Origin of the sequence: Nocardia arizonensis (assembly GCF_001310275.1) — a bacterium.
GTDB lineage: Bacteria > Actinomycetota > Actinomycetes > Mycobacteriales > Mycobacteriaceae > Nocardia > Nocardia arizonensis.
On sequence record NZ_LGYZ01000077.1, the window covers coordinates 15170 to 33561 of the forward strand.

Below are 18392 nucleotides of genomic sequence, written 5' to 3' on the forward strand. Positions count from 1 at the left end.
TCGTTGTCCTCCGGTGCTATCGGGAGTTGCGGCACACCAGCGCGTAGTGCTTGGTGGTGTACCCCCAGCCCGCGTTGGCGATCTCCAGGTAGTGCCGCAGTCGGGCGGCCATGCCCGCACCGTGCGCGTCGATGGTCGCCGCGTTGGCGTCCACGCCCGCGATCCAGTCCTCGATGGTGCGGTGGTAGTCCTCGGTCAGGTCATCGAGTGAGATGAGCGAGAAGCCCGCGCCCTCGGCGGCGGCGACCAGATCCGACAGCGGACGCAGATCGCCCCAGCCGAAGATGTCCTCGCGCACGAAATCCGTGCCCGCCCGGTTGGCGAAGCGCTCGTGGGTGGCCGCGTTGCGGAAACAGCTCTCCGAGACGTAGAGCGTGCCGCCGCGGCGCAGCACCGCCTTCGCGCGCCGGAAGACCTCGTCCAGATCGGGCATGTGGATGATCGAACCCAGCATCGTCACCGCGTCGAAGCCGCGTGCGGGCAGATCCATATGCTCGAAATGCCCCACCCTGGTCTCGACCAGATCGGCGACCCCGCGCGCGGCGGCCTGCTCGGCGATGTAGTCGTGCTGACGCGGCGCCGGGCTGACACCCAGTGTGCGGCAGCGCAATTCGGTAGCCATGTAGAGGATCAGCGAACCCCAGCCGCAGCCGATGTCGAGCAGCCGCTCCCCGCCGCGCAGGCCGAGGCGGTCGGCGACGAAGGCCAGCTTGTTGCGCTGGGCCTGCTCGAGGGTGTCGGTCTCGGACTTGTACAGCCCGGAACTGTACTTGCGCAACGGATCCAGGAACTGGCCGAAGATGTCGGGATCGAGATCGTAGTGCTGGTTGGTGTCGGCGACGGCGGTGACCTCGCCGCTGGTGACGGTCACGCCGCGGCCCGCAGCGCGTCGTCGACGACCGCGACGACGTCGTTCAGGGTCGCCATGCCGAAGACCTGCTCGTCCTCGAGCTCGATGTCGTAGGTCCGTTCGATCTTGGCGACCATGCGCAGCACCCGGACCGAGTCGACGCCGGCCAGGCCGCGCAGGTCGACGTCGGGGCGCAGATCGGCCTCGGCGATGCCGGTTTCGGCGACGGCGATGCCGGTGATCGTCCGCAGGATCTCGTCACGGGTGGTGGCGGTCATGGCTTGGCTCCGTTCTCGGTAAATACGGCATTCATGGTGGGAACGGGCTCGAGCAGAGCCCGCGACAGTGCGGCGACCTCGTCGTCGTCGAGGGTGATCTGATGGCGTACTTCGCGGAAGTCGAAGGGCTGGTAGGTCGCCGAGGAGCCCGCGCACAGCGCGCCGTCGGCGTCGAGGATCTCGGCGCTGCCCTGGATCAATGTCTCCGACTGTCCTTCGGAAAGGCTTGCCACACAGACATATTCGCGATCGACCAGGAGCGGGGTGACGAACCGGGTGCGCTGGGAGACGGTGAAGGCGGGTGTGCGGCGGGCCAGCACGATGAGATTGCCCATCACCTCGTCGCAGATCACCCCGGTCAGCCCGCCGTGCACGACGCCCGGATACGACTCGAACGAACGGTCGAGTCGGAAGCGGGCCTGCAAACCGTCCGGGTGGGCGGTGAAGGTCAGTCGCAGCCCGCCCGAATTGTGCGGGGAGCAGCCGAAGCAGCGGTAGTCGGGTATCACCGACCACGGCACCGTGATGTGCTGCTCCATCTCAGACCAGGACGTCGGCGAGGGCGCGGCGGACCTTGGCGTTGCTGGACAGGTCGAGGCCGGTGATGTTGGCGAAGGTGCGGCGCACCTTGTCGTGCAGCACCTCGAGTTCGCCGTCGGCGGCGACCTGCTCGAGGAACAGGTCGAATCCGGTATCGATGGTCTCGTGGTCGCCGAGTTCGGTGATACCGGCCTTGAAGGTGCTCACCGGATGCTTGATCTTGGCCTCGGAGCTGTAGACGTAGAGGGTCTCGAGCACCGAGGGCAGCTCCTCGGGGCGCTGCTCGAGCCGCTTGGTGGTGTAGTGGATGAATTCGCGCGCGTGACCGGCCTCGTCACGGCTCGCGCTGAGCAGCAGGCTCTTCAGCACCGGCTCCTCCACCCAGGCCGAGACCGCGCGGTAGATGTGGTTGACGGTGAGCTCGGAGATGATGTTGGTGGCCAACGTCGCCGACGGGGTGGTGCCGGGGGCGTATGGCTCGCGCATGGAGTCCACGGCCTTCTCGTCCACGGCCTCGCCCACCGCGCCCAGCCAGGCGCGGAAGGCGTAGTGGTGCTGGACTTCCTGGTAACCCCATACCACCGCGAAGGTGGAGAAGTCGTAGTCGTCGACGAATTCGTTCATGAATCCGTGCACGGCGGCGATCACATTGGACTCGCCCATGGTGGCGCTCTTGGCCAGCGTCACGTACTCCGGGCGGACCAGGGCGCGGTCGATGGCGTCCAGGTCCAGGTCGGCGAGTCGCCAGTGCAGCCGCTCGTAGTGGCGGAACACGTCGTAACTGTGCATCGTGGCTCCAAATCGGTGAGGGCGGTGCGCTAGCGAGTGCGGTGCGCTTATCGAGTGGTGAGCGGGGTGCGGGCGGCGAGCAGATCGCGGGCGGCGAGCCGCTGGAGTTTGCCGCTGCTGGTGCGGGGGATGCTGCGCGGGGCGACGATGTGCACCTCGACGGCGGCCAGGCCGAGTTCGGCCGCCACCCGGGCGCGGATGTCGCGGGACAGGCGTTCGGCGTCGTCGCCGGTGTGTTCGGATTCGGCGATCAGGGCGATGATGTCGGCGCCGGTGGGATCGGCGGCCGCGGTGCAGCGACCCTTGTAGATGCCCTCGACGTCGCGGACCGCGGCCTCCACGTCCTGGGCGTAGTAGTTGGCGCCGCGCACGGTGATCATATCCTTGCTGCGGCCGGTGACGTACAGTTCGCCGTCGCGCAGGTAGCCGAGATCGCCGGTGTTGAGCCAGCCGTCGGCGGAGATCAGGTGGGCCACGGCCGCCGGATCGGCGGTGAGGTAGCCCGCCGTGACCGATCCGCCGCGGATCTGGATCTCTCCGACCGCGCCATCGGGCAGTGCCACCCCGCGTTCGGCGTCGACGACGCGCAGTTCGAGGTCGGCCACCGCCGCGCCGACGCCCGCCACGGCTCGGGCCGAAGGCGACTCGGGCGCGACGTTCTCCGCGCGCGCCTCGTCCGAGAGCGCTGCGCGGTCGACCCAGTCGAAGACCGGTTCGCGGCCGAGCGGCGGGAAGGCCACCGCGAGCGTCGCCTCGGCCATGCCGTAGACACCGAACATCGTCGAGGCCGCGAAGCCGGCGGGGGCGAAGCGTTCGCAGAAGGCGGTGACGACGTCGTGGGAGATGGGTTCGGCGCCGTTGAAGGCGATGCGCCAGCGGCTCAGGTCGTAGTCGGCGACCGACTCCGCGGGCACCGCGGCCAGCAGCGCTTCGTAGCCGAAGTTCGGCATGGCGGTGATCGTCGTTCCGCTGGCGGCGAATTCGCCGAGCCAGCGCGCGGGGTCCTTGACGAACGACATCGGCGACCACACGTGGGCCGGGATGCCGCGCAGGATGGCCGACAGCGTGCCGAACAGGCCCATGTCGTGGAACAGCGGCAGCCAGAACCCGCCCTGATCGTCGAGTCCGAGCTCGATGCCGGTGCGAATCGCGGCCAGGCCGGTGCGGACATTGCGGTGGGTCAGGCGAACGCCCTTGGGGGTCGCGGTGCTGCCCGAGGTGAACTGCACGATGGCCGCGTCGTCGCCGTCGAGTTCGGGCAGCGCTTCGTCGCCCGGGTCGATGTCGGCGGAAAACGTTCCGGTGTCGAGCATTTCGACGTCGACGGCGTCGATGAGGGCAGCGCTCAGATCGGCGAAGCGGTGCGAGACGATGATGGTGCCCATGGCGGCGGCCTCGGTGATGGCCGCCAGTTTCGCGGGATAGGCGCCCGCCTGCGCGGCGCCCGCGGGCAGCGGCAGGGGAGTGGCCGCACCGCCCGCGGCGCTGACCGCGAAGAGGCTGATGAGGAATTCCGGTGCGTTGGGGCAGAGGATGCCGATCGGTTCGCCGCGTCGGATACCGCGTCGGACCAGTTCCGAGGCCATCGCGCGGGCGGCACGGTCGAGTTCGCGATAGCTCAGCGACTCGTCGACCGACCAGAACCGGGCGTGCACCAGGGGGTGGTCCACGGCGACTCGGGCCAGCAGGCCGTGCAGGGTTTCGGCCGAATCCGCAGAATTCATGATTTCCACGACAACAGTGAATTGTGACCGTCTTTTGAACACGTCGTGAATTGGCCGGTGCGATATATATCCGCGATCACGCAATTGCCGCAGGTGATCGCAGTTTTCTGCTATGGCGCGATAGAGAAGGTTGATGGTCACCACATCCGCGCCGGTAGCCGGCACGATTGGTCTCGAATGCGCTGTGCTGCAAGCGTTCCCGTACAGGCTGCGCAGCCGTGATTTCCCGTTCATTCTGGGTTCAAGGAGTTGTTGGTGATTTCCGACCATTCCGCTACCGCGGAGCCGACGCCCGTGCAAATTGCGGTCGTCGAGAGTGTCGCGCCGCATATGCGTCACAACCCATACGGCAGCTACGAGATATTGCGCGAGGCCGGGCCGTTCGTTCCGGGCCCGCACGATACGCACCTGGTGACCCGGCACCGCGAGGCGCAGGCGATCATGGGTGACCCGCGGTGGAGCCACGCCGAGGAACCCGATCTGCTGCACGGCGACAGCGATGTCGAGCTGCCCGGATCGTTCCTGTGGATGGAACCCCCGGAGCACACCCGGCTGCGCGGCCTGGTGAGCAAGGCGTTCACCGCGCGCACCGTGGCCGGTATGCGCGACTACGCGGAACGACTCGTCGAGGATCTGCTGGACAAGATGCTCGCCCAGGGCGATGTCGACCTGCTCGACGCGCTGGCCTATCCGCTGCCGCTGAGCATGGTCTGCGATCTGCTCGGCGTCCCCGCCGAGGCGCACGACCACGTCAGGAGCATGTCCACCGGTATCGCCCGCGGACTCGACCCCGACGTGCTGCTCTCCCCGGAGGAACTCGCGGCACGCAGCACCGCGGTCAACGACTTCCTGGAATTCTTCGGCGATCTGGTCGATCAGCGCCGCAGGGCGCCGCGCGAGGATCTCATCACCGCGCTGGTGCAGGCCGACGACGCCGGTGCGCGGCTGACCCGCACCGAACTGCTCGGCACCCTACTGATCCTGGTGGTCGCCGGACACGAGACCACCGTCAACCTCATCGGCAACGGCGTGCTGGCGTTGATCCGCAATCCGGCGGAGTTCGAGCGGCTGCGCGCCTTCCCGGAACTGTGCGAACCCGCCGTCGACGAGGTGCTGCGCTACGACGCGCCGGTGCACCTGACCACCCGCACCGCCCACGCCGAGATCACCGTGTCCGGGCGGACCTTCGCCGAGGGCGAGGCGGTCATCGTCCTGCTGGCCTCGGCCAACCGCGATCCGCTCGCCTTCCCCGACGCCGACCGTTTCGATATCGCCCGCTACGCGCGGGGCAGCCGGGCCGAACGGCATCTGTCGTTCGGGCTCGGCCTGCACTACTGCCTCGGCGCTCCACTGGCCCGCCTGGAGATGGCGGTGGCGTTGCGCGCCATGGCCCGCCGGGTCGGGTCGATGACCCTGCTCGAGGAACCGCCGTACCGGCCGAACGTGGTCGTGCGCGGCATGTCGCAACTTCGTGTCCGAATGGAGCCCCGATGAGCACCGCAGTACCGACCGGCGTGACCTTCGACGCCTTCGACCCGCAGCATCGCGCCGACCCCTATCCCGCCTACCGCCGGGTGCGCGACACCGCGGCGCTGTTCCCGTACACGTTCGGCGACGTGCCGGTCACGCTGGTCACCCGTTACGAGGAATGCGCCCAGGTGCTCACCGGATCGGACTGGGGCCACGGCTATTCCGCAGGCATCAGCCCCTTCCGTGACACCACCGCCGCCATTCCCGGATCCTTCGTGCGCATGGACCCGCCCGAGCACGGACGCTACCGCCGCTACGTCGCCAAGGGATTCACGCCCAAGGTGATGAGCGCCATGGCCCCGACAGCGCAGTCGGTGGTGCGCGAACTGGTCGACCGCGCGCTCGAGCGCGGGGAACTGGACATCCTCAACGATCTCGCGGTGCCATTGGCGGTGGCCATGGTGCCGGTGCGGCTGCTCGGCGCCGATCCCGCCGACGGCGCGAACTTCCGGCGCTGGCAGCTGGCCATCGCCCGCGGCAGCGACCCGGACTGGCTGCTCGACGAGCAGGCCACCACCGCCCGCACCACCGCCGCCATGGAGTGCATGGGCTACTTCGCGCGGCTGGTCGCGATCAAGAAGGAGAATCCGACCGCGGACTTGCTCGGCGACCTGATCGCGGCCTCCCGGGAGGAGGGCGGACTCACCGAAGCCGAGGTCATCGGCATCACCTTGCTCACCCTGGTCGCGGGCATGGAGACCTCGATCAACCTGATCGGCAACGGCATGCTGGCGCTGCTGCGCAATCAGGACCAGCTGGCGCTGCTGCGCGAGAACCCCGATCTGATCGCGCCCGCGCTGGACGAGATGCTGCGCTACGACGCCCCCACCCAGTTCACCATCCGCGTGGCGCTGGCCGATACGGTCGTGGGCGAGCGCGAATTCCGCCGCGGCGACGGCGTGGTGGTGCTGACCGCGTCGGGCAGCCGCGACGATCGGGTCTTCGCCGACGCCGACACCTTCGACGTCACCCGCTACGCCGGGAACCGGCCCGCGCGCAAACATCTCGGCTTCAGCCTCGGCGTCCATTTCTGCGTCGGCGCGCCGTTGGCCCGCATCGAGGCCGACAGCGCCATCCGCGCGCTGCTCGCGCGCACCTCGGAGTTGCGGCTGGTGAGCGATGAGATCGAGTACCAGCCGAGTCTGATCCACCGCGGCATCACCGCGCTGCCGGTGGCCCTGCGCTCATGAGTGGCGCCGGTACCGGGCACGCGGTCGTACTCGGCGCGGGAATCGCCGGAATGCTCAGCGCCCGTGTGCTGTCCGAGCATTTCGACCGGGTGACGATCGTCGAGCGCGACAGCCTCGACGGTGACGGCGCCCGCCGCGGCGTGCCGCAGGCCCGGCATCTGCACGGTCTGCTCGACCGGGGTCGCACTATCATCGAGGAGCTCTATCCCGGCTTCACCGAGGAGGCCGCGGCGCTGGGCGCGCCCACCGCGGAGGCGCTGGTCGGAACCCGGTGGTACCTGAGCGGTCTGCGCGTCACCCCGACCGAGACCGGGCTGACCTCGCTCATGGCGACCAGACCGCTGCTCGAATCGGTGCTGCGCCGTCGCACGTTGGCCGCGCCCGGCGTGGAACTGCTCGAAGCCACGGCGGCGCGCGGGCTGGTCGGCGATTCGCGGCGGGTGACCGGTGTGGTGGTCGCCCGCGCGGAGACCGAGCAGACCCTGGCCGCCGACCTGGTGGTCGACGCGACCGGCAAGGCGTCGCGCGCCCCGGAATGGCTGCGGGCACTGCGCGCGCTCACCCCGCGCGAGGAGCGGGTGGACGTCGATCTCGGCTACGCCTCGCGGTTCTACCGCCGCAAGCCCGGTCACCTGGACGGACAGTCCTCGGTGATCATCTCCACCGGACCCAACGGCCGCGGCGGCGGCGCGATCCGAGTGGAGGGCGATCGCTGGCACGTGACCCTGGCGGGCATGCTCGGTGACCATCCGCCGGTCGACCGGACCGGTTTCGCGGCCTTCGCCGCCACCATCGCCGCACCCGACATCCACGAGATCGTCACCTCCGCCGAACCGCTGGGCGAGGGTGTGCCGCACCGGTTCCGGCACGCGGTGCGGCGTCGCTTCGAGCGGTCGGCCGCGACGGCCCCGGAAGGTTTCCTCGCCATCGGCGACGCCGTGTGCAGCTTCAACCCGCTCTACGCGCAGGGCATGGCCGTCGCCGCCCAGCAGGTGCTGGCGCTGCGCGACTGCCTGGCCGAGGGCACGGCGGGACTGCCCGCGCGGTTCTATGTCGAAGCGGGCGCGGTGGTGGACGTGGCGTGGCAGATGTCGACCGGCTCGGATCTGAAGTATCCCGGGGTGGTCGGCAACCGCACGGCGCGAATCCGTTTGACCAATGCCTATGTCGGCGCCGCGCATCGCGCCGCGCACACCGACGCGCGAATCGCGCGCACCTTCCTGCGCGTGGCCAATCTCGTCGAGCCGCCCGCGGCGCTGCTGCGCCCCGCGATCGCGAGCCGAATTCTGCTACCCGGCAGGCGAAACCACCGATGACCAGCAACTCGATCAGGAGGCAACACCCGGTATGACTTCCGAGACAACGGTCGTCGCGCACTCGAGCGCCGCGATTCAGGATGCCATCGTCAAACTGTTCGGCCCCGACGGCCGGGCCGATCCCTACACCCCCGGCCGTGTCCTGCGCGAGGCGGGCCCGGTACACGAGACCCCGCTCGGCCACAAGGTGCTGACCCGCTACGACGATTGCGCCGCGGTGCTCTCGACCACCGCGTGGAGCCACGCCGAGGAGGCCGGGATGATGCATCCCACGGTCTCACCGGAGGACGCGCCCGAGGAACTGCCCACCTCTTTCCTCTGGATGGAGCCGCCGGACCACACCCGGCTGCGCAATCTGGTCACCAAGGGCTTCACCCCCCGCATGGTGACCCGGCTGCGCCCGCGCATCGAGCAGCTCACCGAGCAACTGGTCGACAATGCCCTGGAGGCGGGCGAATTCGACCTCATCGAGATGATCGCCTACCCGCTGCCGCTGATCATCGCCTGCGAGCTGATCGGCGTGCCCGAGGAGGCATACGGCCAGGTGCACCAGTGGTCGCAGGATCTGGCGCGTGGTTTCGACCACGACTACACCCTGCCCGAGGAGTCGCTGAAGGCGCGCAGCGCGGCCTCGCGCGGCTTCATGTCCTACTTCCGCGAGCTGCTCAACCAGCGGCGCGCGCGGCCCGCCGACGATCTGCTCAGCGTGCTGTCGCAGGTCGAGGACCGCGGTGACGTGCTCACCGAACAGGAACTGCTGGCCACCTGCATCACCACCTTCGTCGCCGGACACGAGACGACGGCGAATCTGATCGGCACCGGCATGCTGCGGCTCATGCGCAATCCCGATCAGATCGAGCTGATGCGTCAGCGGCCCGAACTCACCGAGTACGCGCCCGACGAACTGCTGCGTCTCGACCCGTCGGTGCAGATCACCACGCGCGCGGCGACGCGGCCGATCACCGTGGCGGGCCACGACTTCGAACAGGGCGAAGGCGTGGTGATCCTGATCAACTCGGCCAACCGCGACGACACCGCCTACGTCGATCCCGATCGCACGGACGTCTCGCGCTACGCCGACCGTATGAAGCCGCCGCCCAAGCACCTCGGCTTCAGCCTCGGCATCCACTACTGCCTCGGCGCGCCGCTGGCGTTGCTGGAGATGGAAGTGCTGCTGAACGTCCTGCTGCGTAAGGTGCGCACGATCGAATTGCGCAGCGAGGAACCGCCCTTCAAGCCCAATGTCGTCATTCGCGGCCTGGAGGCGCTGCCCGCCGCGTTCAAGGCCTGAGCCCGCGTCGCCTTCCGAAGAGGTCGCCTTCCGAAGGGACCGAACCGAGTCCGTACCACAGTACATTCCGCGTTGGTTGTGGTTCACCGATCCGCAACGGAGTGGGCAGGTGTTGTGCGGGCTCGGTTCATTCTCGGTTACTTGGCGAGGCTAGCGTGTCGGGTACCCGGAAGGAGTCGGCATGGAGTTCCGACATCTGGTCTCGTTCATAGCGATCGCCGAAGAGCTGCACTTCGGCCGCGCAGCGCAGCGCTTGCATCTGACGCAGCCCAGCCTCAGCACACAGTTGCAGAAGTTGGAGAAATCGCTCGGGGTTCAGCTTGTTTCACGCAACTCGCATGAGGTCAAGCTGACACCGGCGGGGTATGAGTTCGAAAGTCAGGCTCGCCTGATCGTGGCCCAGATGGATCGTGCCGCGAAATTGGCCAAGGCGACGGCCGCAGGCCGGGCGGGCACACTGAACATCGGGTACAATCTTCCGGCGAGCAGGCACGTCCTGCCTGACGCGCTGGAACGGATGACACGCCGACACCCCGATATCGTGGTGTCGCTGTGGGAGAAGCGAACCGGTCCCCAGCTGGCCGGGCTCGCCGACGGTTCACTGGATATCGCGCTGGTGTACGGGCATCCGGGCACCACCGAGTACCGGTACCGCCGTCTGCTGCACCGGGTGCCGCTGGTCGCGGTGGTCGGTCGCAGGCACCGGTGGGCCGATCGCCCGGGGGTGCCGTTCTCCGAACTCGACGCGCAGGAGTGCGTGTTGTTCGCCCGGGAGCAGTGTCCGGCGATGTACGACACCATCTTCCAGGCCGCCGCCGACAAGCGGATCTCGTTACAGGTGGTGCAGACGGCCGACGATCCGGGTGCGACGGCGCACATGGTGTCGGTGCGTCCGCTGGTGGGGTTCGCCTCGCTGCCGCGCGCGGTGTCGATGGGCATGGGCGCCCCCGACAGCAGCACGGTGGCGGTGAAACTGTTCGATCCGGTGCCGACGCTCGATCTCTACGCGGTGTGGACAGCCGCCGAGACGAATCCCGCGGTGTCGTTGTTTCTGGAATGCATAGAATCGGCAGAACCCCCACGGCTCAATATTGCGCGGGTGGCAAGCGCCTGACCACTTCGATAGGAATTGGCATTCGCGCGGTCGCCAAGGAGGCATAGCACGGGACATAAATGACGCTCGCCGAGAACAATAGGTGTTCGTGATAACTGTCTCGACCACCGAAAACGGTTCAGATTTAGCGGACGACGCCGGTTTGTACTCGGTGATATCCGATGCGGCAGCACGGCATCCGCATCGGAATTCCCTCTGTGCCGCGGGGGCTCAGGGAGCGCCCGTGACGCCGCTCACGTGCGCCGAGGTCGACGCGTCCGTGCGGGCGCTGGCCTCGGCACTGTTGTCGCGCGGCGTCGCGGCGGGCGACCGCGTGGCGGTGCTCGGGCGGACCACACTGGAGTGGGCCCTGCTCGACTGCGCGGTGCTCGCCATCGGCGCCGTGCTGGTCCCGATCTACCCGACCTCATCGGCGGTGCAGATCAAACACATCCTGTCCGACAGCGGCAGTGCGCATTTCGCCGCGGAGCTCGCCGAGGACGTCGAGCGTCTCGAGGGCGCGGGCGCCACCGGTGTCTGGACCTTCGACGAGATCGCGACGTGGACGAGCACACCGCTCGCCGCCGACCTCGCCGACCGCATCGACGCGGTCCGCGCGGACGATCTGGCGATGATCGTGTACACCAGCGGCACCACCGGAGTTGCCAAGGGCGTCATGATCACCCACCGCAACATGTTCGTGTCCTCGGCCAACACCGTGCGCCAGACCGGTGACACGTTCGACGGCGTCACCGTGCTGGCACTGCCGCTGGCACACGTCTTCGGACAGACGATCCTGTTCGCCTGCCTGGTCGGCGGTTCGCAGACGCACCTGCTGCCCGGCATTCCCGATCTGGTTCCGGCACTGCCGAGGCTGCGGCCGACCTTCCTGGCGATGATTCCGTACGGACTGGAGAAGATCCGCAAGTTCTGCCGCACGGTCATCGACGAGCAGACCGAGAAGGACGGGGTCGAGCGCGGTCTGGCCCTGCTGCGCGCGGGCACCGCTCCCGAGCTGACCGACAATCCGGTCAGCGCCGCGCTCGGGGGCCGTCTCGCCAACGTGATCTGCGGTGGCGCGTCGCTCGACGATTCGACCGCGGGCTTCTACGCGGGCTTCGGCGTGGTGATCCTGAACTGCTACGGCCTCACCGAGGCGGCCACCGCGGTCACGGTCAACGCGCCGGCCACCAATCGCCTGGCCACCACCGGCAGGCCGATTCCGGGCACCTCGGTCGGTATCGCCGAGGACGGCGAGGTGCTGGTGCGTGGTCCGCACGTCTCGCCGGGTTACTGGGGCGCGGCCAAGGATCAGCGGGTCGTCGACGACGAGGGCTGGCTGCACACCGGCGATCTCGGCGAACTCGACGCCGACGGGTACCTGGTGATCACCGGCCGCAAGAAGGAGATCCTGGTGACATCGGGCGGCAAGAACGTCGCGCCGACGCCGCTCGAGGATCGGGTGCGGCTGCATCCGCTGGTGAGCAACTGCATCGTGATCGGCGACGCCCGCCCCTTCGTCACCGCGCTGGTGACCCTCGACCCGCCCGCGGTGGAGCGCTGGCGCGCCGCCAATCCCGACGGCGATCTCGTCGAGGCGATCCAGCCCGCGGTGGACGAAGCGAATTCTCTGGTCTCCCGCGCGGAATCGATTCGGACATTTCGGATCGTGGACGGTGATTTCACCGTCGACAACGGACTTATCACCGGTTCTCGGAAGTTGCGCAGGGCCGCGATCGCCGCCGTGTATTCGGAGGATATCGATCAGCTCTACGTTGCCCGCGGGTGAATTCCGGGGAAATCCTCCGCTTGATAGCCGAGACCGATCGGCCGATGAAATAGCGCCGTCACCACTGGTTCACGCGGATCGGCGGCGACAGACTCGAATAGTAATTCGACTACGGAAAGTGATGCCACAATGTACGACGTCATTGTTGTCGGAACTCGTGTTGCCGGCGCACCGCTGGCGATGCTGCTCGCGCGGCGCGGTTACCGGGTGCTGGCGGTGGATCGGGCGACCTTCCCGAGCGACACGCCGTCCACCCACTACATCCACCAGGCGGGTCTGAGCCTGCTCAACTCGTGGGGCCTGCTGGACAAGGTGATCGCTACCGGCGTCCCGCCGATCCGCCACCTCAATTTCACATACGCGGACATCGAGATCCGCGGTATGGCGGACCCGTCGGCCGACGGCATCGACGCGGTCTACTGCCCGCGCCGCACCGTGCTCGACAAGATCCTGGTCGACGCCGCCGGTGACGCGGGCGTCGAGTTGATCGAAGGCTTCGCGGTGAGCGATCTGGTTCGCGACGGCGATCGTGTCGTCGGCATCCGCGGCCGGGTGGGTGAGGGACCCGAACGCGAATTCCGCGCCCAGCTGGTGGTCGGCGCGGACGGCTCGAATTCGACGATCGCCAAACTGGTCGGCGCGAAGGAATACGACGCCTACCCGGCGGCGGGCTTCGTCTACTACTCGTACTACACCGGCGTCGACTGGGGCATGCAGCACCGCACCGGATTCGGTGACCAGCAGTTCGCGGCCTGGCCGACCAACGACGACCAGTACCTCGTCGCGATCATCCGCCAGCGCGACCGCTTCCGCGACTTCCGCAACGATCCCGACGCGAATATGCAGGAGATCATCGACGCCATCGACCCCGAGATCGGCGCCCGCTTCCGCGACACCGCCGAACGTGTCGAGCCCTTCCGGCCGCTGCTCTATCCGCACAACTACCGTCGTCGCTCCTACGGCGAGGGCTGGGCGCTGGTCGGCGACGCCGGTTACCACAAGGACCCGTTCACCGGCTGGGGCATCACCGACGCGTTCAAGTACGGTCAGCTGCTGGCCGACCTGGCCCACCAGGGTCTGTCGGGTGAGCGTCCGATGGCCGAGGCGCTGGCCGAGTACGAGCGCGAGCGCGACGCCCAGAGCCTGAGCACCTACGATCTGACGCGCAGCATCGCCGAACTGACCTTCACCCCGTTCTACGACTCGGTGTTCCGTGCCGCCAGCCGCAGCGAGCACTACACCAAGAAGTTCTTCGGTCTGATCGCCGGGCTGTACCCGCCGGACAAGTTCTTCGGCGAGCAGCAGCTCACCGATCTCTACGAGGAAGTCGACTTCCCGGTCGCCGACCGCCACGTGGTCAACCCGGATGAACGGCGTCCCAGCGACATCGAGCAGCGCACGGAAACGGTCACCGCGTGACTTCCCCCGGTCTGACCGCCCTCGGCGACAGTTTCGTCGAGGGCCGGGGCGACCCCGCCTCGGGCGGGGGCTACCGCGGCTGGGTCGCCCGTCTCGGCGGGCAGCTCGGCCTGCGGCCCGCCGCGGTGCGCAACTTCGGCGTGCACGGCGCGACCACCACGGCGGTGGTGCGCGATCAGCTTCCGGCCGCCGTGGCGGTGCGGGCGAACGTGTACGGCGTCGTGGTCGGCGTCAACGATCTGGTCAGCGATTTCGACGCCGACCGATTCGCCGACAATCTGAACGTCATCTTCGGCACGCTGACCGATTCGGGCGCAACGGTTTTCACCGCGAGCTACCCCGATATCCCGGCCCGCCTGCCGGTTCCCGGCAACTTCCGCGCACTGCTGCGGGAGCGCTTCGACTACGCCAACGCCACCCTGGCCCGGGTCACCGCCGACACCGGGACCGAACTGCTCGACATCGCGGCCCGCCCCGACTGGGAACGGCCCGAGGTCTGGACCGAGGACGGTCTGCACCCCAGCCCGCTCGGACATCGACTATTCGCCGCGGGTGCGGCGGACCTGATCGCCTCGGTCACGGCGACGACGGTCGCCGCCTGACCCACTTCGCCACTTGCGAGAGGAACTTCCTGTGACGGACGACAGACGACTGGCACGCAACCCGATAGCCATCGTCGGGATGTCGGGCCTGCTGCCCAAGGCCCGCGATCATCGCGAGTACTGGCAGAACATCGTCGACGGCGTGGACTGCACCGAGGAGGTGCCCGCGTCGCGATGGAGCCTGGACGACTATTACGACCCGGATCCGGCGGCCGCCGACAAGACCTACTCCCGGCGTGGCGCATTCCTGCCCGATATCGATTTCGATCCACTGGAATTCGGCATGCCGCCGAATCAGCTCGAGGTCACGAGCACGATGCAGACGCTCAGCCTCGGAGTCGCCCGCGATCTGCTCATCGACGCGGGCGCGGTGGATTCGAGCTGGTACGACCCCAGTCGGACCGGCGTGGTGCTCGGCACCACCGGTCCGGTGCCCCTGATGCACCCGCTGGCGGCGCGGCTGTCCACGCCGGTGCTGAAGGAGGCCGCACGCGCGGTCGGACTCTCCGACGACGACGCGGAGGCGATCGCAGCCAAGTTCGTCGCCGCCTACGCGCCGTGGGAGGAGAACTCCTTCCCGGGTCTGCTGGCCAATGTCGTCGCGGGCCGAGTCGCCAACCGGCTCGGCCTCGGCGGCATCAACTGCACCGTCGACGCGGCGTGCGCGGCCTCCCTGGCCGCGATGCGCACCGCCATCGCCGAATTGCAGGACGGCCGCGCCGACATGGTGCTGACCGGCGGCGTCGACACCGAGAACACCATCTTCATCTACATGTGCTTCAGCAAGGTCGGCGCGCTCTCGCCGACCGGGCGGATCAGCCCCTTCGCCGACACCGCCAACGGCACGCTGCTCGGTGAGGGCATCACCATGCTCGCGCTGCGCCGCCTCGAGGACGCGCGCCGCGACGGCAACCGGATCTACGCGGTCATCCGCGGACTCGGCTCCTCCAGCGACGGTCGCGCCAAGAGCATCTACGCCCCCCGCGCCGAGGGCCAGCGATTGGCCTTGCAGCGCGCCTACGCCGACGCCGAGTGCTCGCCCGCCGACGTCGAACTGTTCGAGGCGCACGCCACCGGCACCGCGGTCGGCGACAAGACCGAACTGACCGCGCTCAAGGGCGTGCTGTCGGAGGCGTCCCCGGAACTCGGCTTCGCCGCGCTCGGCAGCGTCAAGTCCCAGATCGGCCACACCAAGGGCGCCGCGGGCACCGCCAGCGTCATGAAACTGGCACTGGCGCTGCACCAGAAGGTGCTGCCCGGCACGATCAACGTCGACGCCCCGAACGCCGCCATCGTGGCCGAGGACGCGCCGTACTACGTCAACACCCGCACCCGCCCGTGGATCCTCGACCCGCAGCGTCCGATGCGCCGGGCCGCCGCCTCCGCGATGGGCTTCGGCGGCACCAACTTCCACCTGGTGCTCGAGGAGGCCGATCAGGAGCGCGTCGTCGGGTCGGTGCTGCACCGCACGCCGCGCGCGCACATCTGGCACGCGCCGGACGTGTCGGGCCTGATCGACGCGGTGCGCAGCGTCGAAGCCGGTGACGGCGGTGACATCCCCGAGGACCACGCCCGCATCGGTTTCGTGTCGGTGGACGACGAGAGCACCGATCACCTGCGCGAGCTGGCGGTGGACGAGCTGATCCGCGATCCCGAGGCCACGCACTGGGATCACCCCGAGGGCGTGTTCTTCCGCGCCGCGGCACTGCCGCAGCGCCGCCTCGGCGCGCTGTTCGCCGGTCAGGGCAGCCAGTACGTGAATATGGGAGCCGCTGCGGCACTGGACAATCCGCAGATCGGCGCGGCCTTCGACGCCGCCAACACGGCCTTCGCGGGCGCACCGCGCAGGCTGTCCTCGGTCCTGTTCCCGGCGCCGGCCTTCGACGAGCAGACCCGCTCCGAACAGGAATTGACCCTGCGCCGCACCGAATTCGCCCAGCCCGCCATCGGCGCGCTGTCGGCCGGACAGTTCCGGGTGCTCACCGACTACGGTCTGCGCGCCGACGGGTACCTCGGCCACAGCTTCGGCGAACTCACCGCGCTGTGGGCTTCGGGCGCGCTCAGCGGCGAGGACTTCCACCGGCTCGCGCGGGCCCGCGGCGTGGCCATGACGCCCGCCGAGGGCGTCGACGCGGGCACCATGATGGCGGTCGGCGCGACCCGTGAGGTCGCCGAGGAACTCATCGCCGATGTCGAGGACGTCTGGATCTGCAACGTCAACGCTCCCGACCAGATCGTGCTCGGCGGCGGCTCCGCCGGCATCGCCACGGTGGCGCAGCGCGCCTCCGAACGCGGCATCGTGACCCGTGAACTGCCGGTCTCGGGCGCCTTCCACACCCCCTACGTGGGTCACGCGGTGGAGGCGTTCGGCGAGGCGGTCGCCTCGGTGCGCATCGGCGAACCCGACGCGCCCGTCTATGCCAACAGCCCCGGCGTCGTCTACGGCGCGGACAGCGCCGCCAACAGCGCCGTGCTCACCGCCCAGCTCAGCAAGCCGGTCGAGTTCGCCGCGGCGGTCACCGCCATGCGCGAGGCCGGATGCACGGTCTTCGTGGAATTCGGCCCCAAGCAGGTGCTCACCTCGCTGGTGCGCCGCACCCTCGGCGACGACGTGATCGCCATCGCCACCGACTCCGGTCCGGTCGGCGACGGCAGCCTGGCCCTTACCCGCGCCGCGGTGCGGCTGGCGGTGCTCGGCTTCGATCTGCGCGGCATCAACCGCAACGGCGCACCGCTCCCGCGGCGGGCCGCCACGGGATCGGGTATGACCGTGTCGCTCTCGGCGCCGGAGTACGTGCCGCCCGCCCGTCGCGACGCCTACGCCGCGGCCCTCTCCGATGGGTACCGCGTCAGTGTGGCCGCCCCCGAACCGGTCGCGGTCGGTGTCGCCGCCGCACCGGAACCCACAGCATCCGTCCCCCTTCGAGCCGTCGAAAGGCCGATCGTGCCAGCAACGTCCAACGGCGCGGCGCACTCCGCGCCGCAGCCGATCGAATACCCCTCGCGGGAGGTGAGCGCGCCGCGGCCGAGTGCTCCGGTCGCCGCCACGCCGCAGTCCTACGGGCCGCCGACCTTTGCCGCGTACCCGTCCGACACGGTCGATTCCGCGCTGGTCCAGCACATGCAGATCCACCGTCAGTACCTCGACGGTCAGCTCGACCTGGCCCGCGGCCTGGCGGGCGCGCTGAGCGCGGGCACTCTGGACGAGAACACCCTGCGCGCCATCGAGGCGGTCAAGGATCACGGCGTCGCCATCAGCCAGAGTCACGCCCACGCGGGCGATGTGCTGGTGCAGTTGGCCGAACTCGAGGGCGGCGGCGCCCCCGCGGTGCGCACCCCCGCGAGCCGGGTGGCGCCGCCCGCGCTCGAGCCGCCCGCCGAGCGCCGCGCGGTGACCGCGCCCGCTGGACACGACAACGGACATCACGCCGTCGGCGTGCCCGCGACCGCGCCGTCGATCGAAACCAATGGCGCCGCAGCGGAATACCACGTCGCCCCGGCTCCCGCGCCCGCCTCGGCTCCCGCGCCCGTTCAGGCTCCGGTCGCCCCGGCTGCCGCCCAGCCCGCGGCCGACGGCGTTGTCTCGCCCGAGGAACTGCGCCGGGCCTTGCAGGAGGTCGTGTCGGAGAAGACCGGTTACCCGGTCGAGATGGTCGATCCGACGCGGGATCTGGAAGCGGATCTCGGTGTGGACTCGATCAAGCGGGTTCAGGTGATCGGCGCTTTGCAGGAAAGGTTCCCGCAGTTGCCGGATCTGGGTCCCGAGCAGTTGGGCACCCTGCGCACGCTCGACCAGATCGTGGAACTGCTCGGCGATTCCGCCGCTCCAGCCGCGGCACCCGCCACGGCGTCGGGCACCGGCCCCTCCGACGAGGAATTGCTGCGCGCGCTGCGCGAGGTGGTGGCCGACAAGACCGGTTACCCGGTCGATATGGTCGATCCGACGCGGGATCTGGAAGCGGATCTCGGTGTGGACTCGAT

General features: G+C 69.0%; 14 protein-coding genes. 9 read left to right on the forward strand and 5 right to left on the reverse strand.

Features of this window, described 5'->3' with window-relative positions; all coding sequences use genetic code 11:
- Window positions 1–16: 16 nt before the first annotated feature.
- The 5 genes from APZ21_RS14555 to APZ21_RS14575 are packed head-to-tail and all read right to left on the reverse strand — an operon-like array spanning window position 17 to window position 4181.
- Window positions 17–871 carry an SAM-dependent methyltransferase gene (locus APZ21_RS14555; protein ID WP_054813846.1) on the reverse strand — a complete coding sequence of 285 codons (855 nt, stop codon included), beginning with the start codon at window positions 869–871 and terminating at the stop codon, window positions 17–19.
- Window positions 868–1128: an acyl carrier protein gene (locus APZ21_RS14560; RefSeq protein ID WP_054813847.1), complete on the reverse strand. Its 261-nt coding sequence runs from the start codon at window positions 1126–1128 to the stop codon at window positions 868–870. Before APZ21_RS14560 ends, APZ21_RS14555 begins: the two co-directional genes overlap by 4 nt.
- Complete coding sequence (locus tag APZ21_RS14565; RefSeq protein WP_054813848.1) at window positions 1125–1667, reverse strand: PaaI family thioesterase; 543 nt, start codon at window positions 1665–1667, stop codon at window positions 1125–1127. Before APZ21_RS14565 ends, APZ21_RS14560 begins: the two co-directional genes overlap by 4 nt.
- A gap of 1 nt (window position 1668) precedes the next feature.
- Window positions 1669–2457, reverse strand: coding sequence for a ferritin-like domain-containing protein (locus APZ21_RS14570; protein ID WP_054813849.1), 789 nt, complete (start codon window positions 2455–2457; stop codon window positions 1669–1671).
- A gap of 47 nt (window positions 2458–2504) precedes the next feature.
- The gene (locus tag APZ21_RS14575; RefSeq protein WP_054813857.1) at window positions 2505–4181 is read right to left on the reverse strand and encodes an AMP-binding protein; all 1677 of its coding nucleotides are present in this window, start codon (window positions 4179–4181) and stop codon (window positions 2505–2507) included.
- 255 nt (window positions 4182–4436) lie between these two features.
- Here APZ21_RS14575 and APZ21_RS14580 point away from each other — a divergent pair, with 255 nt between their 5' ends.
- The 9 genes from APZ21_RS14580 to APZ21_RS14620 form a co-directional block, all read left to right on the forward strand.
- Window positions 4437–5675 (forward strand): cytochrome P450, encoded by a 1239-nt coding sequence (locus APZ21_RS14580; RefSeq protein ID WP_054813858.1) that lies wholly within the window; start codon window positions 4437–4439, stop codon window positions 5673–5675.
- Window positions 5672–6901: a cytochrome P450 gene (locus APZ21_RS14585; protein ID WP_054813850.1), complete on the forward strand. Its 1230-nt coding sequence runs from the start codon at window positions 5672–5674 to the stop codon at window positions 6899–6901. The genes APZ21_RS14580 and APZ21_RS14585 overlap by 4 nt, the downstream gene beginning before the upstream one ends.
- Window positions 6898–8217: an NAD(P)/FAD-dependent oxidoreductase gene (locus APZ21_RS14590; protein WP_054813851.1), complete on the forward strand. Its 1320-nt coding sequence runs from the start codon at window positions 6898–6900 to the stop codon at window positions 8215–8217. Before APZ21_RS14585 ends, APZ21_RS14590 begins: the two co-directional genes overlap by 4 nt.
- Window positions 8218–8248: 31 nt before the next feature.
- A complete protein-coding gene (locus APZ21_RS14595; RefSeq protein ID WP_054813852.1) occupies window positions 8249–9508 on the forward strand; it encodes a cytochrome P450 in 1260 nt (419 codons plus the stop codon).
- Between the two features lie 181 nt (window positions 9509–9689).
- Window positions 9690–10622, forward strand: a complete 933-nt coding sequence (locus APZ21_RS14600; RefSeq protein ID WP_054813853.1) for a LysR family transcriptional regulator — start codon at window positions 9690–9692, stop codon at window positions 10620–10622.
- Window positions 10623–10773: 151 nt separating this feature from the next.
- Entirely contained in the window at window positions 10774–12390 is a 1617-nt protein-coding gene (locus APZ21_RS14605; protein WP_082393114.1) for an AMP-dependent synthetase/ligase, read from the forward strand.
- Window positions 12391–12519: 129 nt separating this feature from the next.
- A complete protein-coding gene (locus APZ21_RS14610) occupies window positions 12520–13809 on the forward strand; it encodes an NAD(P)/FAD-dependent oxidoreductase (protein ID WP_054813854.1) in 1290 nt (429 codons plus the stop codon).
- Complete coding sequence (locus APZ21_RS14615) at window positions 13806–14411, forward strand: SGNH/GDSL hydrolase family protein (RefSeq protein WP_054813855.1); 606 nt, start codon at window positions 13806–13808, stop codon at window positions 14409–14411. Before APZ21_RS14610 ends, APZ21_RS14615 begins: the two co-directional genes overlap by 4 nt.
- A 31-nt stretch (window positions 14412–14442) precedes the next feature.
- A partial coding sequence (locus APZ21_RS14620; RefSeq protein ID WP_156371076.1) for a type I polyketide synthase occupies window positions 14443–18392 on the forward strand: 3950 nt, incomplete at its 3' end.